This is a genomic window from Planctomycetota bacterium (assembly GCA_018242585.1).
Taxonomy (GTDB): Bacteria; Planctomycetota; Planctomycetia; order Pirellulales; family PNKZ01; genus JAFEBQ01.
Map to the genome: position 1 here is coordinate 140,469 of JAFEBQ010000009.1, position 18,943 is coordinate 159,411.

The 18,943-nt window shown below is 62.5% G+C and carries 13 protein-coding genes; 5 read left to right on the plus strand and 8 right to left on the minus strand.

Features of this window, described 5'->3' with window-relative positions:
• Window positions 1–5 precede the first annotated feature (5 nt).
• Window positions 6–1,790: a DNA polymerase/3'-5' exonuclease PolX gene (gene polX, locus JSS27_04870; GenBank protein MBS0208267.1), complete on the minus strand. Its 1,785-nt coding sequence runs from the start codon at window positions 1,788–1,790 to the stop codon at window positions 6–8.
• 50 nt (window positions 1,791–1,840) lie between these two features.
• Between polX and JSS27_04875 the strand changes: the two genes are divergently transcribed.
• From JSS27_04875 to JSS27_04895, 5 genes are all read left to right on the plus strand, one after another.
• Window positions 1,841–3,055, plus strand: a complete 1,215-nt coding sequence (locus JSS27_04875) for an aminotransferase class V-fold PLP-dependent enzyme (protein ID MBS0208268.1) — start codon at window positions 1,841–1,843, stop codon at window positions 3,053–3,055.
• A 185-nt stretch (window positions 3,056–3,240) separates the two neighbouring features.
• Complete coding sequence (locus JSS27_04880) at window positions 3,241–5,250, plus strand: HlyD family efflux transporter periplasmic adaptor subunit (GenBank protein MBS0208269.1); 2,010 nt, start codon at window positions 3,241–3,243, stop codon at window positions 5,248–5,250.
• A 49-nt stretch (window positions 5,251–5,299) separates the two neighbouring features.
• Window positions 5,300–6,220 carry an HlyD family efflux transporter periplasmic adaptor subunit gene (locus JSS27_04885; GenBank protein ID MBS0208270.1) on the plus strand — a complete coding sequence of 307 codons (921 nt, stop codon included), beginning with the start codon at window positions 5,300–5,302 and terminating at the stop codon, window positions 6,218–6,220.
• A gap of 47 nt (window positions 6,221–6,267) precedes the next feature.
• Complete coding sequence (locus JSS27_04890; GenBank protein MBS0208271.1) at window positions 6,268–8,505, plus strand: biotin/lipoyl-binding protein; 2,238 nt, start codon at window positions 6,268–6,270, stop codon at window positions 8,503–8,505.
• A gap of 231 nt (window positions 8,506–8,736) precedes the next feature.
• On the plus strand, window positions 8,737–9,732 hold the full coding sequence (locus JSS27_04895; protein ID MBS0208272.1) for a carbonic anhydrase: 996 nt from the start codon (window positions 8,737–8,739) through the stop codon (window positions 9,730–9,732).
• Between the two features lie 80 nt (window positions 9,733–9,812).
• On the opposite strand, the gene JSS27_04900 is transcribed toward JSS27_04895, so the two are convergent.
• The 7 genes from JSS27_04900 to JSS27_04930 form a co-directional block, all read right to left on the minus strand.
• Window positions 9,813–11,252 (minus strand): hydrogenase, encoded by a 1,440-nt coding sequence (locus JSS27_04900; protein ID MBS0208273.1) that lies wholly within the window; start codon window positions 11,250–11,252, stop codon window positions 9,813–9,815.
• 70 nt (window positions 11,253–11,322) lie between these two features.
• Entirely contained in the window at window positions 11,323–11,991 is a 669-nt protein-coding gene (locus tag JSS27_04905) for a hydrogenase (protein MBS0208274.1), read from the minus strand.
• Window positions 11,988–12,923: an NADH-quinone oxidoreductase subunit H gene (locus tag JSS27_04910; protein ID MBS0208275.1), complete on the minus strand. Its 936-nt coding sequence runs from the start codon at window positions 12,921–12,923 to the stop codon at window positions 11,988–11,990. Before JSS27_04910 ends, JSS27_04905 begins: the two co-directional genes overlap by 4 nt.
• A gap of 13 nt (window positions 12,924–12,936) precedes the next feature.
• Complete coding sequence (locus JSS27_04915; GenBank protein MBS0208276.1) at window positions 12,937–14,946, minus strand: hydrogenase; 2,010 nt, start codon at window positions 14,944–14,946, stop codon at window positions 12,937–12,939.
• A gap of 5 nt (window positions 14,947–14,951) precedes the next feature.
• Window positions 14,952–15,743: an NADH-quinone oxidoreductase subunit NuoB gene (gene nuoB, locus JSS27_04920; protein ID MBS0208277.1), complete on the minus strand. Its 792-nt coding sequence runs from the start codon at window positions 15,741–15,743 to the stop codon at window positions 14,952–14,954.
• Between the two features lie 82 nt (window positions 15,744–15,825).
• Window positions 15,826–17,349 carry an NADH-quinone oxidoreductase subunit C gene (locus tag JSS27_04925; GenBank protein ID MBS0208278.1) on the minus strand — a complete coding sequence of 508 codons (1,524 nt, stop codon included), beginning with the start codon at window positions 17,347–17,349 and terminating at the stop codon, window positions 15,826–15,828.
• A gap of 472 nt (window positions 17,350–17,821) precedes the next feature.
• A complete protein-coding gene (locus JSS27_04930; GenBank protein MBS0208279.1) occupies window positions 17,822–18,703 on the minus strand; it encodes a TIGR03000 domain-containing protein in 882 nt (293 codons plus the stop codon).
• Between the last annotated feature and the right edge of the window lie 240 nt (window positions 18,704–18,943).

Sequence of the window (18,943 nt, forward strand, 5' to 3'; positions counted from 1 at the left end):
CCCGGTTAATTGCGCCCGATCAACTTTTGTATTTGCTCCCAGGGACGCGTGTTGGCCACGTCGGCTTTGGCAAGGCCGGCGCGCCTCGCTTGCATGACGCCACAGCGGACCAGCGCCAGGCTTTCGGTGTCGTGAGCGTCGGTCGAGATCACGATCGGAATGCCATGCTCCTTGGCCATGGCACAATGGATGTCATCCAGGTCAAGCCGCGCTGGGTTGGAATTCAATTCCAGCAGCTTGCCGTAATCCGACGCCGCCTGCAGCACCGCGTCGAAGTCCAACTCGTATGGCTTGCGCCGACTGATGATCCGCCCCGTGGGGTGCGCGATGGCTGAAACATGAGGGGTTTTCAGGGCATCGACAATTCTCGCGGTGATCTGCTCGCGGGGTTGATTCTGGCCGTAGTGGACACTGGCCACCACCCAATCGGCCTCGGACAACACGTCATCGTCCAGGTCGAGCCCTCCCTTCTCAAGAATGTCGACCTCGACTCCCTTCAACACCTGAATCTTGCGACGGCTCTTGTTCAGCTTGTCGATCGCGCGCCACTCGGCGCGCAGCCGCTCGGCGTCGAGCCCGTGGGCCATCGTGACCCGCTTCGAGTGATCGGTGATGGCAATGTACTTCAGTCCGCGAGCTTCGGCGGCGTCGACCATTTCTTCGAGCGTGGCCTGCCCATCGGTGGCCGTGGTGTGCATGTGCAAATCGCCGAGCAGATCGTCAACTACAATCAACTTGGGAAGCTTCCCCTCGGCGGCCCATTCGAACTCGCGCCGCGCTTCGCGCAGCTCGGGCGGAAACAACGGCAAGTCGAGCGCCGCGTAAATCTGTTCCTCGCTTTGCCCGGCAATACTTTTCTCGCCGCGAAACACGCCGTATTCATTGATTTTCAGGCCGAGCCCCTTGGCGCGGGCGCGAAGCTCGATGTTGTGATCCCTGGAACCGGTGAAATAGAGCAGCGCCGCGCCGAAACTTTCGGCGGGCACCACGCGCAGATCGACCTGCAATCCCGACTTCAAGCGGAGCGAGAGCTTGGTGTCGCCGCGGCCGATGATGTCGGCCACGCTGGGAAAGCCAGCCAGCCGGTCCATCACGGCATTGGGCTCGTTGGCAATCGCCAGCAGGTCGACATCGCCGACCGTCTCCTTGCCGCGGCGGTAACTGCCAGCGGCTTCCAGGCGTTCGAGCCCAGGCGCCCCCTGGAGATGGTGCTTCAGCTCGCGCACGAAGCCGTCCGCTTCGATCCAGTACCAGCGTTTGTTCGCTTCGCCGGCCAGTTCAAGCCCCAGCAGGATCAGTTCCTCGGTTTTCTTGCCAAAACCTTTCAGGTGTTGCACGCGGTGTTGCTGACACGCTTCACGCAACTCGTCGAGCGTGCTGATGTTCAGTTCCTTCACCAGCGAAGCCGCCTTCTTCGGCCCCACGCCAGGAATGCGCAACAAGGCCATTGCCGAGGCGGGCACCTTGCTCCGCATCTCGGTCAACAGCGGCAACTCGCCGGTCGTCAACAGTCCCTGAATCTTGGCGGCCAGATCGTCGCCAATTCCCTCGATGTCGGTCAACTTCCGCTCGGGGTCGTTGGCCACGCTGCTGATTTGCTCAGTCAAGTCGCGCAATGTCCGCGCGGCATTACGATAGGCCCGGACGCGAAACGGATTCGCCCCCGTAAACTCGAGCAAACTGGCCAGTTCGTCGAAAGCGTCGGCAATTTCAGAGTTCGTCACGCACCTGGCTCCCACGTCAATGGTTGAAATGCGCCTGGGAAGTATTCTTTGGCTCTCGCGTCGCATCTTGCTCTTGAGCAATTCTCTCGCCCGAGCGGCGAGCGTACAATGGCCCAATGCCCAACGACACGACGATCTATCTCGACAATCACGCTACAACTCGCGTCGACCCGCGGGTGCTGGCGGCGATGCTCCCCTATTTCAGCGAGGAGTATGGCAACGCCGGCTCGACGCACCGATATGGACACGTGGCCAAGGACGCCGTTGACGCGGCCCGGCAAGCCATCGCCGCGTCGATCGGCGCGCAGCCCCGCGAAATTGTCTTTACCAGTGGCGCTACCGAGAGCAATAACCTGGCGCTGCGCGGCGTGTGCGAACGGCAACCGCTGCGCGGCAATCACCTGCTGAGCGTCGTCACCGAGCATCGCGCCATTCTCGATCCGCTGAGCCGGCTGACCAGCCGCGGCTTCGACGTCACGCTGCTGCCAGTGTTGCAAGCCTACGACCGCCTGGCGGGACGCTTGGAAGTCGATCGGTTTCGCGACGCGCTGACCGACAAGACGGTGCTCGTCTCGGTTATGTTGGCGAACAACGAGATCGGCGTGCTGCAACCGATTGCCGAGTTGGCCGCCTTGTGTCGCGAGCGGGGCATTCTGCTCCATTGCGACGCCACGCAAGCCGTCGGCAAAATCGCGGTTGACGTGCGTGCGCTGGGCGTCGATCTGATGAGCTTTACGGCGCACAAGATTTACGGGCCGAAGGGAATCGGCGCGTTGTACGTGCGGCGCAGCGCGCCGCCGGTTCGCTTGTTGCCCCAGATCACCGGTGGAGGTCACGAAGCCGGCTTTCGCAGCGGGACGTTGAACGTGCCGGGCATTGTCGGCCTGGCCGCGGCGCTCGAGCTGTGCCGAGTCGAGCAGGCAACGGAAGCCACGCGGCTCGGCGCACTGCGCGATCGCTTGTTCGCCGGCCTCGAAGCTGCGCTCGGCGGCATTACATTGAATGGCCCCGCCTTGGAACCCGCGCTGCGGTTGCCGGGAAACCTGAATGTCGGCTTTGCCGGGGTCGACGGCGAAGCGCTGATGATGGCCATGAAACGTCTGGCGGTCAGTTCCGGCGCTGCTTGCACCTCGATCAATCCCGAGCCGAGTCATGTCCTACGATCCCTCGGCTTGGGGGATGACCTGGCGCGTGCTAGCTTGCGATTCGGCATCGGCCGATTCAACACCGCCGACGAGATCGAAACAGCCATCGAGTTGGTAACCGAAGCGGTACAACGGCTTCGGCAACTTGCTAGCAGTGCCGACGTCTCGTGCGCTAAACGCTCGTAATGTTATGCCCGTTTAGTCGCAGGGCCATAGGTCCGCGCGCCGCTGGCAGCGCGAGCCCACACGTCCAACTGTTCTAGGTCGCACCACGCGCACGCGGTATCATTCCCCGGCGCGAAAACCGGCCTCGGCCGCGCGTCATCAATTAGCCCCGCAACGACTTAAGGCCAAGGATAGGCCCACCCTCCATGAGCACGGACGAAGCGCTCGACCCAACGCAGGTCGAACAGGCGCAGCGGCAAATTCGTCGGCTGGTCGAACAGACCGCCCAACTGTCGCGCCAGAACCTGGCGCCCGACGAGTTCTTTGCCCGCTTCCTCGACCATGCGGTCGCGGCCCTGGCCGCGCCGGCGGGGGCGGTTTGGCTGCGCGATGCCGACGCGGCGTTTGAGTTGGTGGGCCAGCAAAACATTGCCGAGACCGGCCTCGTGCCGTCGGACGAAGCGAGCGACGGCCACCAGGCGCTGCTACAAAAGGCGATTACTTCGAGCCGCGGGATGCTCGTCCCGCCGCGCTATCGCGACGAAAACAGCGCGGCCGAAAACCCGACCGAACTGTTGCTGGTCCTCGCCCCCATTCAACTGAGCGGCGGCGCCGGCGCGGTGATCGAGATTTTTCAGCGCCCTGATTCACTGCCGCGCACCCAGCGGGGTTACCTGCGGTTTCTGCTGCAAATGAGCGAAATCGCCGCGACTTATCTGCGGCAACGACAGCAGAGCGATTCGCACCAGCGACAGGCCATGTGGCAACGGCTCGAACAGTTTGTCGATGCCGTTCACGCCTCGCTCGATCCACAACAAACGGCCTACGCAATCGCCAACGAAGGTCGGCAACTGATCGACTGTGACCGCGTGACTGTGGTGGTCAATCGCCACGGACATTGCCAGGTCGAGGCTATCAGCGGCCAGGACGTGTTCGATCATCGCGCGCTGGCGATTCGCCGGCTGGGCGCGCTGGCCGAAGGGGTGATCGCCGGCCGCGAGTCGATCTGGTACCGTGGGGTGGAAGTCGAATTGCCGCCGCAGATCGAGAACTTGATGCAAGACTATCTCGATGCTTCGCACGCGCGGCAGGTTGCCATCGTGCCGATCGTACGCGGCGAGGAAAGCTGCCACGCCAATTGGGTGACGCCAGTCGGCGCGATCGTGGTCGAGCAACTGGGCGACGCGGCCATCGAGCCGGGCCAGGACGAGCGTGTGGCCACCGTGGCCAAGCACGCCGGTGCGGCTCTCGGCAACGCGCTCGAACATGGCCAACTGTTCCTGATGCCCCTGTGGCGAGCCATCGGCAACAGCCGCGCGATCGGCTGGCTCAGGTCGCTACCGCGGGCGACGGCCATCGCCACCATGGTCGCGGGCATCGTGGCGGCGCTAGTCGTGATTCCGTTTCCGCTACGAGTGCAAAGTCCCGGCGCGCTCCAGCCCGTGGTCCGGCGCGATGTCTTCGCGCCGCTCGATGGAACCGTCGACGAGATTCGCATCCGCCACGGCCAACAAGTGGCGGCCGGCGAGTTGCTGGTGACGCTACGCAACACCGACCTGGATGTTGCCTTTGCCGACCTGTTGGGAGAGCGTGAAGCGACAACCGCCCAGTTGCAGGCCATCGAGAGCGAACGCTACCTTGTCGAAAAAAGCCGTAGCGCCTCGGTCGAAGAGCGCAACCGACTGGAAGGGCGGCGCAGCGAATTGAAGCAACGGCTGATCAGTCTGGACAAGCAACTCGAACTCTCGACGCGCAAGCGCGAGACGCTGCAGGTCAAGGCGCCGGTCGCCGGCACGGTCACCTCCTGGAATGTCGAACAACTGCTGCGTCAGCGCCCGGTGCGCCAGGGGCAGGCCCTGCTGGGCGTGGCCGACGTGAAGGGTGATTGGGAGTTGGAACTCCGCGTGCCCGAGCATCGGATGGGGAACCTGGTCGATGCCGAAGCGCGGCAACTGCCAGTGACGTTCCGCTTGGCCACCTCGCCGGGCGTCGATCACTACGGCACGATCACCGAGGTGCAGCGCTCGGCCGAGGTCCGCGGCGACGACGGCAACACGGTACTGGTGCGAGTGAAGATCGACCGACAAGCGCTCGGTGATCTGCGCCCCGGCAGCGACGTGACCGCGCGGATCGACTGTGGCTGGCGTCCGTTGGGTTATGTCCTGTTCCAGGATTTAATTGCCTTTGTCCAGTCGCACGTACTGTTCAAGTTGTAAGTCGGTCGCGCCCGCGGCGGCCTTGTGATATCAAGAAACGAGTGGTTGCATGTTGCCTGTTAGTTTCTCGCTCGCGTTGTTGCTGGCCGCGTTTCCGGCTGAGTCGTCTCAACCTTCGGCGGGGCACGCCCATGTCGCCCGGGCGGTGGTCAAGCTAATCGACGATGTCGAGGTTCCGGCCGAAGAGGCCGGCCGGATGATGGCCGTCCATGTTTGCGAAGGGGACCGGGTCGAAGAAGGAAAGACGATTCTGGCCCAACTCGAAGATTCGCGCGCCGCGGCGGCGATGCGCATTGCCACCGCTGATTACAAGGCGGCCCAGGAAAAGGCCCAGAACGATATCAACGTCCGCTTTGCCAAGGCGGCCGCCAACGTGGCCCAGGCCGACCTGGAGGCCAACCGCGAGGCCAACCGCCGCGTCCCCGGCACGCGACCGGCCATCGAGATGAAAAAGCTTGAGTTGACCTACAATCAGGCCGCGCTTCAGATCGAACAGGCGGAGCATGAGCAGTTGGTCGCCATGCTCGAAGCCGACGCCGGCGCGGCCAAGCTGGAAGCGGCCCAGGTCGATCTGCGCCGTCGGCAATTGATCGCGCCGCTGAATGGCGAAGTGGTCGAGATTCGCTTCCGTCCCGGTGAATGGGTCCAACCCGGTGACAAAGTGCTGCGCGTGATTCGCCTGGATCGGTTGCGGATCGAAGGCTCGGTCAACGCCCGAGACTACACACCCGCCGACATCGCCAACCGCCCCGTGACGGTGCGCGTGAAGTTGTCACGCGGCCGCGAAGAAGTCTTCACCGGCCAGGTGGTGTTCGTGAGCCCGATCGTGCAATTCGGCGGCGACTTTCAAGTGCTGGCCGAAGTGACCAATCGCCGCGACGGCGCCGGCTGGCTGTTGCGGCCGGGGATCGAGGCCGACTTGTTGATTGACACTTCTGCGGCCGCCGCTTCGACCGCGCGGCGGCCATAATTCGGCAGGGCCAACGTCAAGCTTTTCTCCACGAGCGCGCGACGACGATGCCAACCTTGGCCCCCAGTATGGTCACCAGCAGCCAGCGCCGGCTGGCGGTGCGCAAGCGCCCCGATCTGCAGGCCACGCGCCACCGCTACCAAGGGCGGCCTTACTGGATTGTCAAAGATCCGCTCGGCCTGAATTACTTTCGCCTGGAAGAAGAAGAGTATTTCCTGCTCGATCACCTCGACGGCCAAAACAGCCTGGATGAGATTCGCACGCGGTTCGAGCAGCAGTTCTCGCCTCAGAAGATTCGCCCGGAAGAACTGGGACAGTACCTGACGACCCTGAGCCGCAATCGGCTGGTGCTGTCCGATGCGTCAGGGCAGGGGCAACAACTTTTCGAGCAGCGCACCGAGCGCATGAACACGGCTCGGCTACAGCGCTGGACACAGTTGCTCGCCATCCGCTTTCGCGGCTTCAACCCGGACCCGGTGCTCGCTTGGCTGTCGCCGCGCGTCGGGTGGCTGTTCTCGCCGGCGGCGGTGACGCTGAACGTGTTGTTTGCCCTGTCGGCGCTATTGCTGGTGGGCGTGAAGTTCAATGAGTTCCAGGCCCGGCTGCCATCGTTCCAGCAATTCTTCACCGTCGGCAACGCCTTTTGGATGCTGCTGGTGATGGCTGGCGTGAAAGTCCTGCACGAGTTTGGTCACGGGCTGGCGTGCAAGCGGCTGGGGGGCGAGTGCCACGAGATGGGCTTGCTGCTGCTGGTTTTCACGCCGGCCTTGTACTGCAACGTCAGCGATTCGTGGATGCTGCCCAACAAGTGGCACCGGGCAGCCATTGGCGCGGCGGGCATGTACGTCGAGCTGGTGATCGCGGCCTTGGCCACGTGGCTGTGGTGGTGTACCGCGCCTGGCTTGTTGAATCATTTGTGCCTGAGCGCCATGTTCGTCAGCTCGGTCAGCACGCTGGCCTTCAATGGCAACCCGCTGATGCGTTACGACGGCTACTACATTCTGGCCGACCTGCTCGAAGTGCCCAATCTGTCGGCCAAAGCCTCGTCGCTGCTTGGCCGGCGGGCGGGCGAATACTTGCTGGGGCTCGAATTGCCTGACGACCCGTTCTTGCCTCGCGAGCATCGGGGCTGGTTCATGGCCTATGCCGTGGCGTCGACCGTGTACCGCTGGCTGGTCGTCTGGTCGATGGTCTTTTTTCTGAACGAAATGTTCAAACCCTACCGGCTCGAGCTGATCGGACGCGCACTGGGGGCGTTCAGCCTGGTCAGTCTGGTCGGCGTGCCGTTGTGGCGGCTAGTACACTTTTTTGCGCGGCCTGGGAGGATCGATCTCGTGCATCCCCAACGATTTCGCTGGTCGCTGGCCATTGCCGGCGGGCTGGTTGCGGCGCTGTTTTTGATGCCGCTACCACATCGCGTGTACGGCACGCTGGAACTGGAGCCGCACGATGCCGCACGGCAGTACGTCGAAGTCCCCGGCCGGCTCGTCGAGGTGCTGGTCAAGCCGGGCGATCGGGTCCAGTCGGGCCAGCCGCTGGCGCGTCTAGAAAATGTCGACGTTGAACTGCGCGTGGCCCAACTGGCCGGACGCTGCGAACAACTTCGATCGCAGGTCGCCGCTTTGCGCTTTCGCCGATTCGAGGACGACTCGGCTGCGGTGCGTATTCCCGAGCTGGAAAGCTCGCTGGCCGCGGCCGAGCAGCAACTGGCCGAAAAGCAACGGGACGTCGCGCGCTTGGAAATCCGCGCTGCCCAGACGGGGACCGTCTTGCCTGCCCCTGAAGTGCCCGAGCCAGCGACGACCGAAGGCGAGTTGGTCGCCTGGTGGGGAAGTCCCTTCGACGTGCAAAACCGAGGCTGCTGGCTGACGACGCAGGACATGTTTTGCCAGGTTGGCGATCCGCGCTCGATGCAGGCCCTGGCCGTGGTCGAGCAGGCCGACGTTGTCTACCTGCACCCTGGGCAAGTGACTGACGTCCGCCTGGATGCGTTGCCGGGCAAGACGTTTCGTGGCCGAGTGGTGGAAGTGTCGAGCGACGAGGTGCGCGAGAGCCCGCGCCATTTGTCGAACAAGGCTGGTGGCGAGTTGGCCACCAAGACCGACGAACATGGCGCCGAGCGTCCGCAGACGACCTCGTATCACGTGCTGATTTACCCCCTGGAAGGGGCTGACGCGGCTTTGGTCGCCGGGCAGCGTGGCTGGGCCAAAATCTACGCCCCCTGGCAGCCGCTGGGCTGGCGGGCTGGGCGCTGGTTTGCCCGCACCTTTCAGTTTCGGTTCTAACAATCCCGCCAACTGTCGCGCTTGGCGGGTGGTGGCCACGACAACGGCCGTTTAGAGCGAAGCTGCGGGTCGTGGGGGCGGGAAAACCGATTCCAGCCGGGTGATCTGGCGTGAGTTCACCGAGGGGCGCGGTATTATTACCAAGAGTTGTGCCGCGAACCGAGCCCGGTTCATGCGCCGGCGCAACGCGCCCACGCACGTCGATCAATCGCCTGCGGAGTTACGCACGCCATGAATACCATCGACTACGTCTATCGCTTTGACCCGAAGAACCCCAGCGTCAAGCTGCTCCCCGCCGATGCCGAAGAGGCCAAGCGCCGGCTGGAAGAAGGGAACGGACTATTCGCAAGTTGGATGCAAAGTTGCCGCGACCAGGATTGCGCGGGCGACATCGAGCCGCGCTACGTGGTGCAATGCAACGGTCTGGAAGTGGGCATGGTCCGCAACGAGTGCGAAATGCCCAAGCAGTCGCCGTTTGCCGTGGTCATTGGCTGCTCCGACGCCCGCGTGCCGACCGAAATGATCTTCGGCCAGGGGTTTAACGACCTGTTCGTGATTCGCGTGGCGGGCAACGTGCTGGGGGACGAGTGCCTGGGTAGCATTGGCTTTGCCTTGAACGTCCTCAGCGACAGTGTTCGCGTGATGGTCATGCTGGGGCATACCGGCTGCGGCGCCGTGACCGGCGCGGTCGAGGCTTATCTGCAGCCCCAACGATTTTGGTCGCGGTCGACACCGCTGATGCTGCGGTCGATTCTGCAACGCTTGTTCGTTCCGGTTCGCGAAGCGGCCAACGGGCTGAAAACGGTCTGGGGCCAGAACGCCCGCAACATGCCCGGTTACCGCGAAGCGTTGATCCAAAGCGCGGTCTGCATGAACGCGGCCCAGACCGCGTATGACTTGCGATTGGAAGTCGAACGATCCGGGAAGTTTGACATTGAAGTGCTATTTGGCGTGTTCAGTTTCCTGTCGCACCATGTCTCGACGCCGGCTTACTTGCGCAACTATCTGAGTTCGGGCGGAGCGGCCACCGGGCTGGCTTACGCCATGACGAATCCGCGCGACTTCACGGTAATGTCGCAGAAACTGGCCGAGGAACTGCTGGTCACGATGGGCCCCAAGCGACAGGACGCGCCCCAGGCGAACGCCATCAGCCACGCCGGCAATGGCACCGGCGCCAATGGCGCTCACCAGTCGCGCCGTCGAACCAAGGGCAACTCGCGCGGTTAATCGCTGTTGCGACGCCGGGCGCGTGACGCATGCGCTAATCGATGCTGTCTCTCACTGGCGGCACCGGGGCGAATCGCCGGCTACTGGCTGGCGCCCACTTCGCGGACGCTTTGCAGGAACGTGACCGCGTCGTTGAGCAGGCCGCGCAGCCACTCGGGTAGGTAAACCCCCAACAGCGTCACGATGGCCATGAACACGATCACCGGCGCGCCGGTGAGCAGGCCATCGGGGAACGGCACTTCGGGCTTCGACGGCTTGCCCAGCACGATCGACAGCACGGTCGAACCCATGCCAACGAAGATAATCATCAGCATCGCCAGGAATACGGTGGCCAGCACGTAATGGTGATTGGCAAAGGCTTCGGTGACGATGGTGAATTCGCTGACAAAGGGTCCGAACGGGGGCGAGCCGCAACCAGCCAGGAAGCCCGCCACGAGCAGCGAACTGGACAGTGGCAAACTGGCCATCGCGCCGTGAACTTCGGCGGTCGACTTGCTTTTGAAGGCGCGGTGGATGTTGCCGGCCGAGAGGAACAACACTCCCTTGGTCATCGCGTTGTTAACCATGTGCAACAGCGAGCCAAAAATCGCCACCGGGCCGCCGATGCCGATGCCAAACACGAGAATGCCCATGTGCTCGACGCTGGAATAGGCCAGCAAGCGTTTGAAGTCGCGCTGGCGGATCATGAACACGGCGGCCGTGGCCATGGACAACAGCCCTAGAAATAGCAGCAATTGCCGCGCATAGGCCGCGTCGCCAGCGGCGTACATGATGTGATAGAACCGCAAAATGGCGAAGAACGCCACGTTGGTCACCCCGCCGGCCAATAGCGCTCCGACCAGCCCCGGCGCTTCGCCATAGGCGTCAGGCTTCCAGGTGTGCATCGGGGCCAGGCCCATCTTGGTGCCATAGCCCACCAGCAACAGCACAAACGCGGCGTGCAGCCATTCCTTGGATAATTGCGGCGCTTCAAGCACCAGGGTTTCGAACTGCAGCGTCGATTCACGGCCGGCCGAGTAAGCCAGGAAGAACGACCCCAACAAGGCGATGGCGATCCCCACCGAGCAGATCAACAAATACTTCCAGGTGGCTTCGATCGAGCGGGGGTTGTGATTGAAGTAGATGCTCGGCGCGCTGATCAGGGTGGTGGCTTCGACCGCGACCCACATCAGCCCCAAGTGATGGGAAAGGACCACCAACGTCATCGCCGACAATGACATCAGCAAGCAGGCGCACAGCACGCGGTTCGAGCGTTCCGGGCGCAAGCGCAAATAACCGGGCGCGTAGCACATGCACAGGAAGTGCATGACACTGATGACCCCGAGGAACAACTTGCCTAGGTCGTCGAGCACGATCCAATCGTCGAGCGCGCGGATGCTTGGGATATTGAGCGCCTGGATCGTCAACAGCAGGTGCGCGCCCGAACCGAATGGCAATAGCCACGGGCGCAGCCGGTTGGACGGCACCAGCGCCACAATCGCGGCGCAGATCAGCGGTACGATCAACAACCCCATCGCCATGCCAGGAACCATTTGCTTTCGTCCGATGCGTTTCGCGCCGTCGATCGCGCAGTGGGCGATCGCGCCGGGATCAATCTTTCAAACTCGACAAGTGTTGCGTGCTGTCCGAGGCGAACCCTCGGCTGATGTGGCCGATGATGATTCCCATCACGAAAATACCGACAAACAAGTCGAGCAGGACGCCGACTTCGACCATGAACGGCATGGCCTCGACCAGCAACAAGCCGAACAAGAACACGCCGTTTTCAAAGACCAGGTAGCCGAGCGCCTGGGTAATGGCCCGGCGGCGCGTCACCATCAACAAGCACCCGGTGATCACCGTCGACAAGGCCGCCGGCACCACCAGGAACGTGGTGTGGGTATCCGTCTCGCGCAGTGGCAGCGTCGACGCCAGCACCAGCGAGCCGGCTGTTCCCGCCACACCCAGCAGCAACTGGGGCACAAAGCCAATGATCGGGTGCGTTTCACGGTCGATCCCCACTTCGCGCAAGGCGTAGATGAGCATCCGTGGAATGACGAACCCCTTGAGGGTCACCGTGCCAGCGCTCAACAGCGCGCCGCGCATGTCGAAGGCGTCGTTGGCGATTTGATGTACGACCAGCGGGCTGAGCCCGATCAACACCCCTTGCAAGCCGACCAGATAGATCGCCGAGGGCAACCGGCTGGTCACCAGCACGAAGAAGTTGAGCAACAACACGAACACCAACTCGGCGTCGAGGACTTGATTCCACTGGTTCATATGGTCACCCGCACTACCAGCAAGAACGCCAGCCCGGCCAACACACAGGCCGTGGCCAACAGTTTCGGCACCTCGGGCATCCGCAGCCTGGCCATGATCGACTCGACCACGCCGATCAGCGCCGCCACGGCGCAAACCGCCAAAAAGAAGATGCCCCAGTTCAGCCAGGGATCGCTCGTCAACGGCACCGCAATGCGCACCACCAAGGCCGCGAACATCAGCAGCTTGATTTCGGCGGCGTAGAGCATGAGCCCCAACAGCGGGCCGCTGTGATCGAGGATGATCACTTCGTGGATCATCGTCAGTTCAAGATGCGTGTTCGGGTCGTCAAACGGAATACGCGAGTTTTCGGCCAGCATCACGATGAACCAACTGACAATTACTAGCAGCAACGACGACGCGCCGACTTCCCATTCGGACATCATCTTCTCGTTGAGCATCGTCCCCATCTGAGCGCTCTTGGACAGGAACGCCGTCACCAGCAGGCCGAAGAACAGCGCCGGCTCGGTCAAACAGGCGAAGCTGATCTCGCGAGCCACGCCCATGCCCTCGAACGGCGACCCGGTGTCGAGCGCGGTGAGCACCAGGAACAGTCGGCTTAGTCCCAGCAGATAGGCGAACAAGATCATGTCGCCGCCAAACGAGAATGGCGCGTCAGTCCACCCGAACGGCACGATCATGGCCGCCAAAAACGTCGCCACGAACACCACCACCGTGCCCCAGACGAAGATGCCCGAGGTGGTGTTGCTGATCACAAAGCCCTTTTGGAACAGCTTGATCAGATCGTAATACGGCTGCCAGATCGGCGGCCCGACGCGCCCGCCAAAGTTGGCTTTCACCCGATTGATTACGCCGCGCAAAAACGGCGGCAGCAGCAGCACCACCAGGACGTGGATGCCGACGTGTACATAATGAAGATAATCGCTATTCACGCCCAGCGCTCGCCTATCGCCACAGGAACAACAAGATCGTGACCGCCATAATGTAAATCAGGTACGCCTGCACGCTCCCCTGCTGGACCCAGCGGAACCAGGTCAGGTATTGCGCCGTGCGCCGACTGGCCGGCAACACCGCGTCGTCCAGGACCACGTCGTGTACTTCGACCAGGAACCGCGCGCCCTGGGGGAACAGCGTGCGCAGATGGGGCAAGTGCCACTGGGGACGCAATGCCCAGCCAAACAGGCGCACCAGCCATTCGGACATGGATGACGCGGTGTATTGCATCCGTGCCGTCGGCGCGGCATAACCGCAGCCCCACGTGCCGGATCGCTCGGCCCCCTGCGTGTTCATCATTCCCCGCACGACCAGCGTCCCAGCCAGGGTCAGGACCAGTACCATGAGGTTGATCCCCGTCAGCCAGCCCAGCGGGGCCAGCCCACCAAGCGGCTGGGCCGCCAACGTGGGCCCGGTCCACGCCACGACGGCTTGATCAAGGTACGGCGCGACGATCTTCGGCGCTAGGCCCAGAAGCACGCAGATCAGCACCTGAATGCCCATTGGCCACAATATCGAGCCGACCGGGTCGTGAGCGTGCCGGCCGTGATCGCTGCGCGGGGCCCCCAGAAAAACAATCCCGTAAAAGGTGACGTAACAAGCCACGACCATCGCGCCGACCATCGCCAACGCCGGCGCGGCCGCCGCGGTCCAGAGCGCGCCTTTGACTTCCAGCGTGCGGAACAGACCTATGTAGATGAACAACTCACTAGTAAATGCGTTCAGCGGGGGCAACGCCGCAGCCGCCACGACACCGACCAGGATCATCCTCGACGTGATCGGCATCTTTTTGCCCAGGCCGCCCAGCAAGTCCATCCGTCGCGTATGCGTGGCATGTACAATCGCGCCCGAGCCGAAGAACAGCAGCGACTTGAACACGGCATGATTCAAGACATGTAGCATGGCGCCGCCGATGCCCAAGGCGACCCAATCGGCACGGCCATACGAGCGGCCAATCAACGCCAGGCCCAGCCCCATGAAGATCACGCCGATGTTTTCGATCGAGCTATAGGCCAACAGTCGCTTGAGGTCGGACTGGCCAATGGCAAAGGCAATACCCAACACCCCAGAGATGCCCCCCAACAGCAACACCACCGCTCCCCACCAGATTGGTGGATGCGGAAACAGGGTCAAGATGCGCAGCAAACCATAGATGCCCATCTTGATGATCACGCCCGACATGATGGCCGAGACGTGACTGGGGGCCAGGGCGTGCGCGCCAGGCAGCCAAAAGTGCAGCGGCATGATGCCGGCCTTGCAGCCAAAGCCGATCAACGCCAGGACGAAGATCGCGGCGCTCCAGGCGGCCGAGGTAGTCACGTTGGCGGGCAAGGGATCGGTGAATTCAAATGTCCCCGTCACGCCGCGCAACAAGCCGAACAACGCGAACAGCAAGAGCGTCGCCAGATGCGTCGCCACGAGATAAATCCAGCCGACCTCGCGGACCTGGGATTCGTGGTCCTCGGTCGTCACCAGGAAGTAGGCCGCCAGCGCCATCGCTTCCCAACCCATCAGAAACAGAATGGCGTTTCGGGAGATGACCAGCAGGGCCATGCCCGCGGCCAGCAGACCATAGAAAACTCGCAGCTTACGGCCGTTGTCGGGATGTTCAGATTGAGGCCAGTAGCCAATACCGTAGATCGTGCCGAGCATCGACACGAGAAAAACTGGAATCAAAAACCAAGCCGACAGCCCATCAATGGCCACGTGAAACTGCGCGCCGGGCAGCGCCCATTCGTAACGCAACTCCATTTCTTCGCCACCAATGAACCAGCCGAGTGTCGTCGCCAGGCCGAGTAATGCGCCGCCAACCGCCAGCAAAGCCGACAACAATTGCGGTCCATTCGCGCGGCGCGGCCCCCCCAGCGCCGGCAAGCCGCTGGCGGCCAGCAACACAATGGCCACCAGCAGCCAGTGCAAGACAGTAAAGACTGGGCTTCCTGTTTCCAGCGCAGGATCCATCGTATCTATCCCTGCCTTGGCGCCGCGGCGGCCGGCGTCCCTTCGAGTCGTCCTAACAATCGCAGAATGCCATCCAGGATCGTCCACGGGCTCGGCGGACAACCGGGCACATACAAGTCGACGGGCACCACCCGATCGCAACCTTGCTGGACAATCTGATGGCCAATGTACGGCCCCCCCGAAATCGCGCAGGCGCCAACGGCAATCACGACCTTTGGCGCTGGCATGGCCTCGTAGGCCTGGAGCAGCGCGTACTTCATGTTGTCGGCCACTGGACCGGTGATCAGCAGCCCATCGGCATGACGCGGCGACGCGACGAACTGGATGCCGAACCGCTGCAGGTCGAACACCAACGTGTTCAACACGTTCACATCAGCTTCACAAGCGTTACAGCCCGAGGCGCTCACCTGGCGCAGCTTGAGCGAACGGCCGAACAAGCGGCGGGTCTTGGCGTCGAGCGCGTCGGCCAACTCCAGCTTTCGCTTGGCCGAAACCACCAGGTCTTCACGAGTTCGCGTCGACAGCCGGTACTCGGTCGTGTAACGCATCGCACCGCTGGGGCAGGCTTGCTGGCAATCGACGCAAAACAGGCACTGCCCAAGATCGAGCTTCAACTCGCCATCGTTGCTCAGCGCGTCGGTCGGACAGGCGTCGATACACGCGCGGCAGCCATCCTCGCACTTGGTGTCGTCGATGACCGGCAGCCCGCGAAAGCGATCCGCCACCGCCGGCGGCTTGGCCGGGTAGGCGGCGGTGCGGTGTCCTTGGCGCAGACGCTCTCGAATGACGTCGAACATGCGATGCTCGTTCCAGTCTTGGCAATCCAGGCGATCGACCACCACGGCGCGGGCTGGCGGCCATCACCGACAAGTCCCATGCTTACAAATCGTGTCCACAGTACGACAGGTTGAAGCTCTTATTACACAACGGGAAGTCTGAAATCTGTTGATCGCGCAGCGACATCGCCAACCCGATCCAGTTTCGGAACGACGGGTCAATCACTTTGTAGTGCAGGAACTTACCCTGGTCATTTGTCTGGACAACGTGGCAAACCAGGCCGCGCCAGCCTTCCGCCAAACCCACGGCCAGCGAATTGGGCCGCACTTCGCCCACCTCGGCGCGAATTGGCCCGGCCGGCAGTGACTTGAGTTGAGACAGCACGAACTCGCCCGACTGTTCAATTTCGAGCGCCCGCACATAGGCCCGGGCGTAAACATCGCCCGTCGGCCAGGACGAGACGTTGATCGGCGCCAACCGGTAAATGCCCGACGGATAATCGCGCCGCACGTCGCGCGGAACGCCACAAGCCCGCGCCGCCGGTCCCACCATCCCCAACTCGACACAGTTCTGTTTCGACACAGGCCCAGTGTTGGAAAAACGCGCCTGCACGCTCGTCGTGTCCCACAACAACTGCGCCGCGCCAGCCGTGTCGATCAGCGGCTGAGTTAGTCGATCGATCAACTGCTGGGCGCGTTCCCCTTCGGCGTCGAACATCACGCCACCGGGACGGACCATGCCGCGGCCGAACCGGCTGCCACACAAATGGGCCGAAGCGTTCAAGTAGTCGCCGCGCAGCCGCCCACAGAACGCCGCAGTCGGCAGAAAGCCCACATCGTCGGACAACGCGCCCAGATCGCCCGTGTGGCACGCCATTCGTTCCAATTCGAGCGCGATTGCCCGCAGCGCCTGGCCCCGCAAAGGCACGGCCGTATTGCTCAGAGTTTCGAGCGCCTGGCAATAGGCCGACGCGTGACCGATGCTCGTATCGCCGGCCAGCGTTTCCATGTAATGGATCGTGCGCTTGTTCGGCCCGCCGACCAGGTGCCGTTCGGCATCGCGGTGTTGAAAGCCCAGCGAGATTTCCAGATGGAAGACCGTCTCGCCGTGGCACTGAAAGCGGAAATGACCGGGCTCGATCACGCTGGCGTGTATTGGCCCGACCGCCACCTCGTGAACTTCAGCCCCTTGAACTTGAAAGAAGTCGGTCACTGATGGCAGGATCGCCGCGCCAACCGCCCGCCCCCAAGCATCGTGGCCGGGCCGATAGGAAGAATGAAAACGAATCGGCTTAAGCCAGGGATGGTGCTCGGGAACCACGCCCCACTGTTCGGCGATTTCGCGCTCGAACCAGTGCGCCTGGGGACATTCGGGCGTGAGCGCCGGATAGCGATTGCTGACGTCGCACTCGAACACGGTTACTTGCGCCGCGTCGGGAAAGCCCAGCACGGCCATCAGCCGGACCTGGTCGCCGTCAACTTGCCGGCCGAACAAAGCGAGGAGTTGAGCCCCGTCGACGACGTGATCGATGGTCGCCTGACGAAAGTCGCTCACACCGAGGCGCGGCACCGAGTCAAGCGGGATCGCCTCTTCGTGATGCCACCGCGTTAATGCAAGCACAGCCATCCTTAACCCCGCTGGCACACACCGCGCGCCGCTCTTCCTCGGCGGCGCGATCCATTCCCTTGCCCCGTACTGCCGCTCCCCCCAAATCAGTCGCGGCTTGCCCCGCAATCTATGTAAAGCAAACGATACGTCGTGTGAAGCAAACGATAATCGACCGGCGCGGAAAAGAACATGCCCCGACTACGTCAACCGCGTTGCTCCCCTCAATTCGCTCATCGGGCGCTCACGTTCTCGGTTTTCCCAATCGCGCACTTTGAATCCACAAAAGCGAATTCACTTATACCAAGTGCAGAAAGGCCGATAACCATCGCACCGGTGGTATCTTCAAAGCCCACTGGCGGGCTGTCAAAGACGACGAGCACGAGATTACAGACCCGTAATGAACCAGCATGATCTCATGGGCGCATAAAAAAGACCAGACGCCCGGTGGACGTCTGGCCCTTTTAGCATTGGCTCGGATTGAGCGAATCGACTACCGATTGTTAGTGAACATCGGGCCTTGCTTGGCGTCGAAATCAACGACCAGATCCTGGCTCATGCCCGGCAGCAAGTCGACGTTGCGTTCTTCGACCAACGTCTTGCCGTCGCGGGAATACTCGACCCTCAAGTGGTACGAGATCGGTTCCTTGCTCCCCTCGGCAAACTTGGCCGAGTAGGTGCGAACCTCGCCGGTCGAGCGCGTGATCTGGCCATCGACTAGCACCTTGGCGTCGGCCGGAACGTGCAGGGTCAACGTGCCGCGGCGTGGATCAGCGGCCACGATCACTTCGGCTTGTTGCTTGGCGGTGGAGTTGAAGGCCAGCGTCTGGCGATCGCCGGTCTTGGCCACGACGCGGCGGTTCTCGACCACCGGTTCGCCGTTCACATAGGTCTCAACGCTAACTTCATAGGCGTAGGTCCGACCTGGTTCCAGGTCGGTGGCCATGAACGTGCGCGTGGCGCCGGTCGAGCGAGTGGGGAAGCCGTTCACAAACACCAGCGCGTCGGCCGGAACTTGCAGATTGAACAGCAATGAGTTGTTTGGAATCGCGTTCCCCGGATTCGGAATACGTTGATAGCCGGTATCGGTTCGATCGACGCCCACGGCGCCTGGCCCCGAGGGAGGCATCGCGCCGGCGGGCCCGCACCAGTTCAGACCATAGCACCAGGGGCCGGTGCATACTGGATTGTACGGGCAGCCCCAGTAGCCACCCCCTTGATACCGCGCGCCGGGGTAACCATACAGAACCCCGAAGCGGTAATAGTTCTTCATGCCCATGTGCCATCCCGCGCTCGCACTGCTTGCGACGCACAGCGTCACGCCGGCCACAAGGGCCGCGGTGACGAGCAGCTTCCGTTTTACTGTTCGTTGCATTGCTGACTCCCGCTCTTCAAGCTGGTGTGGAAGAATTTCGACCCTGCGTTTGTCACAGCTCCGTCTGTCGACGCCCGAGGGACTGGGTGAGCGCCTGACAGAATAATTCTACCTCACACTGCTGTCAAAGACGGCAAAACACGCAAAGATTGCGCATTAGCTAGTTTGGTGAGTTTTTCTGATTGAAAATCGAGAAAAAATCGGCCGGTCGGCACGACGGCGTGCCGTCAGCGTCAACCG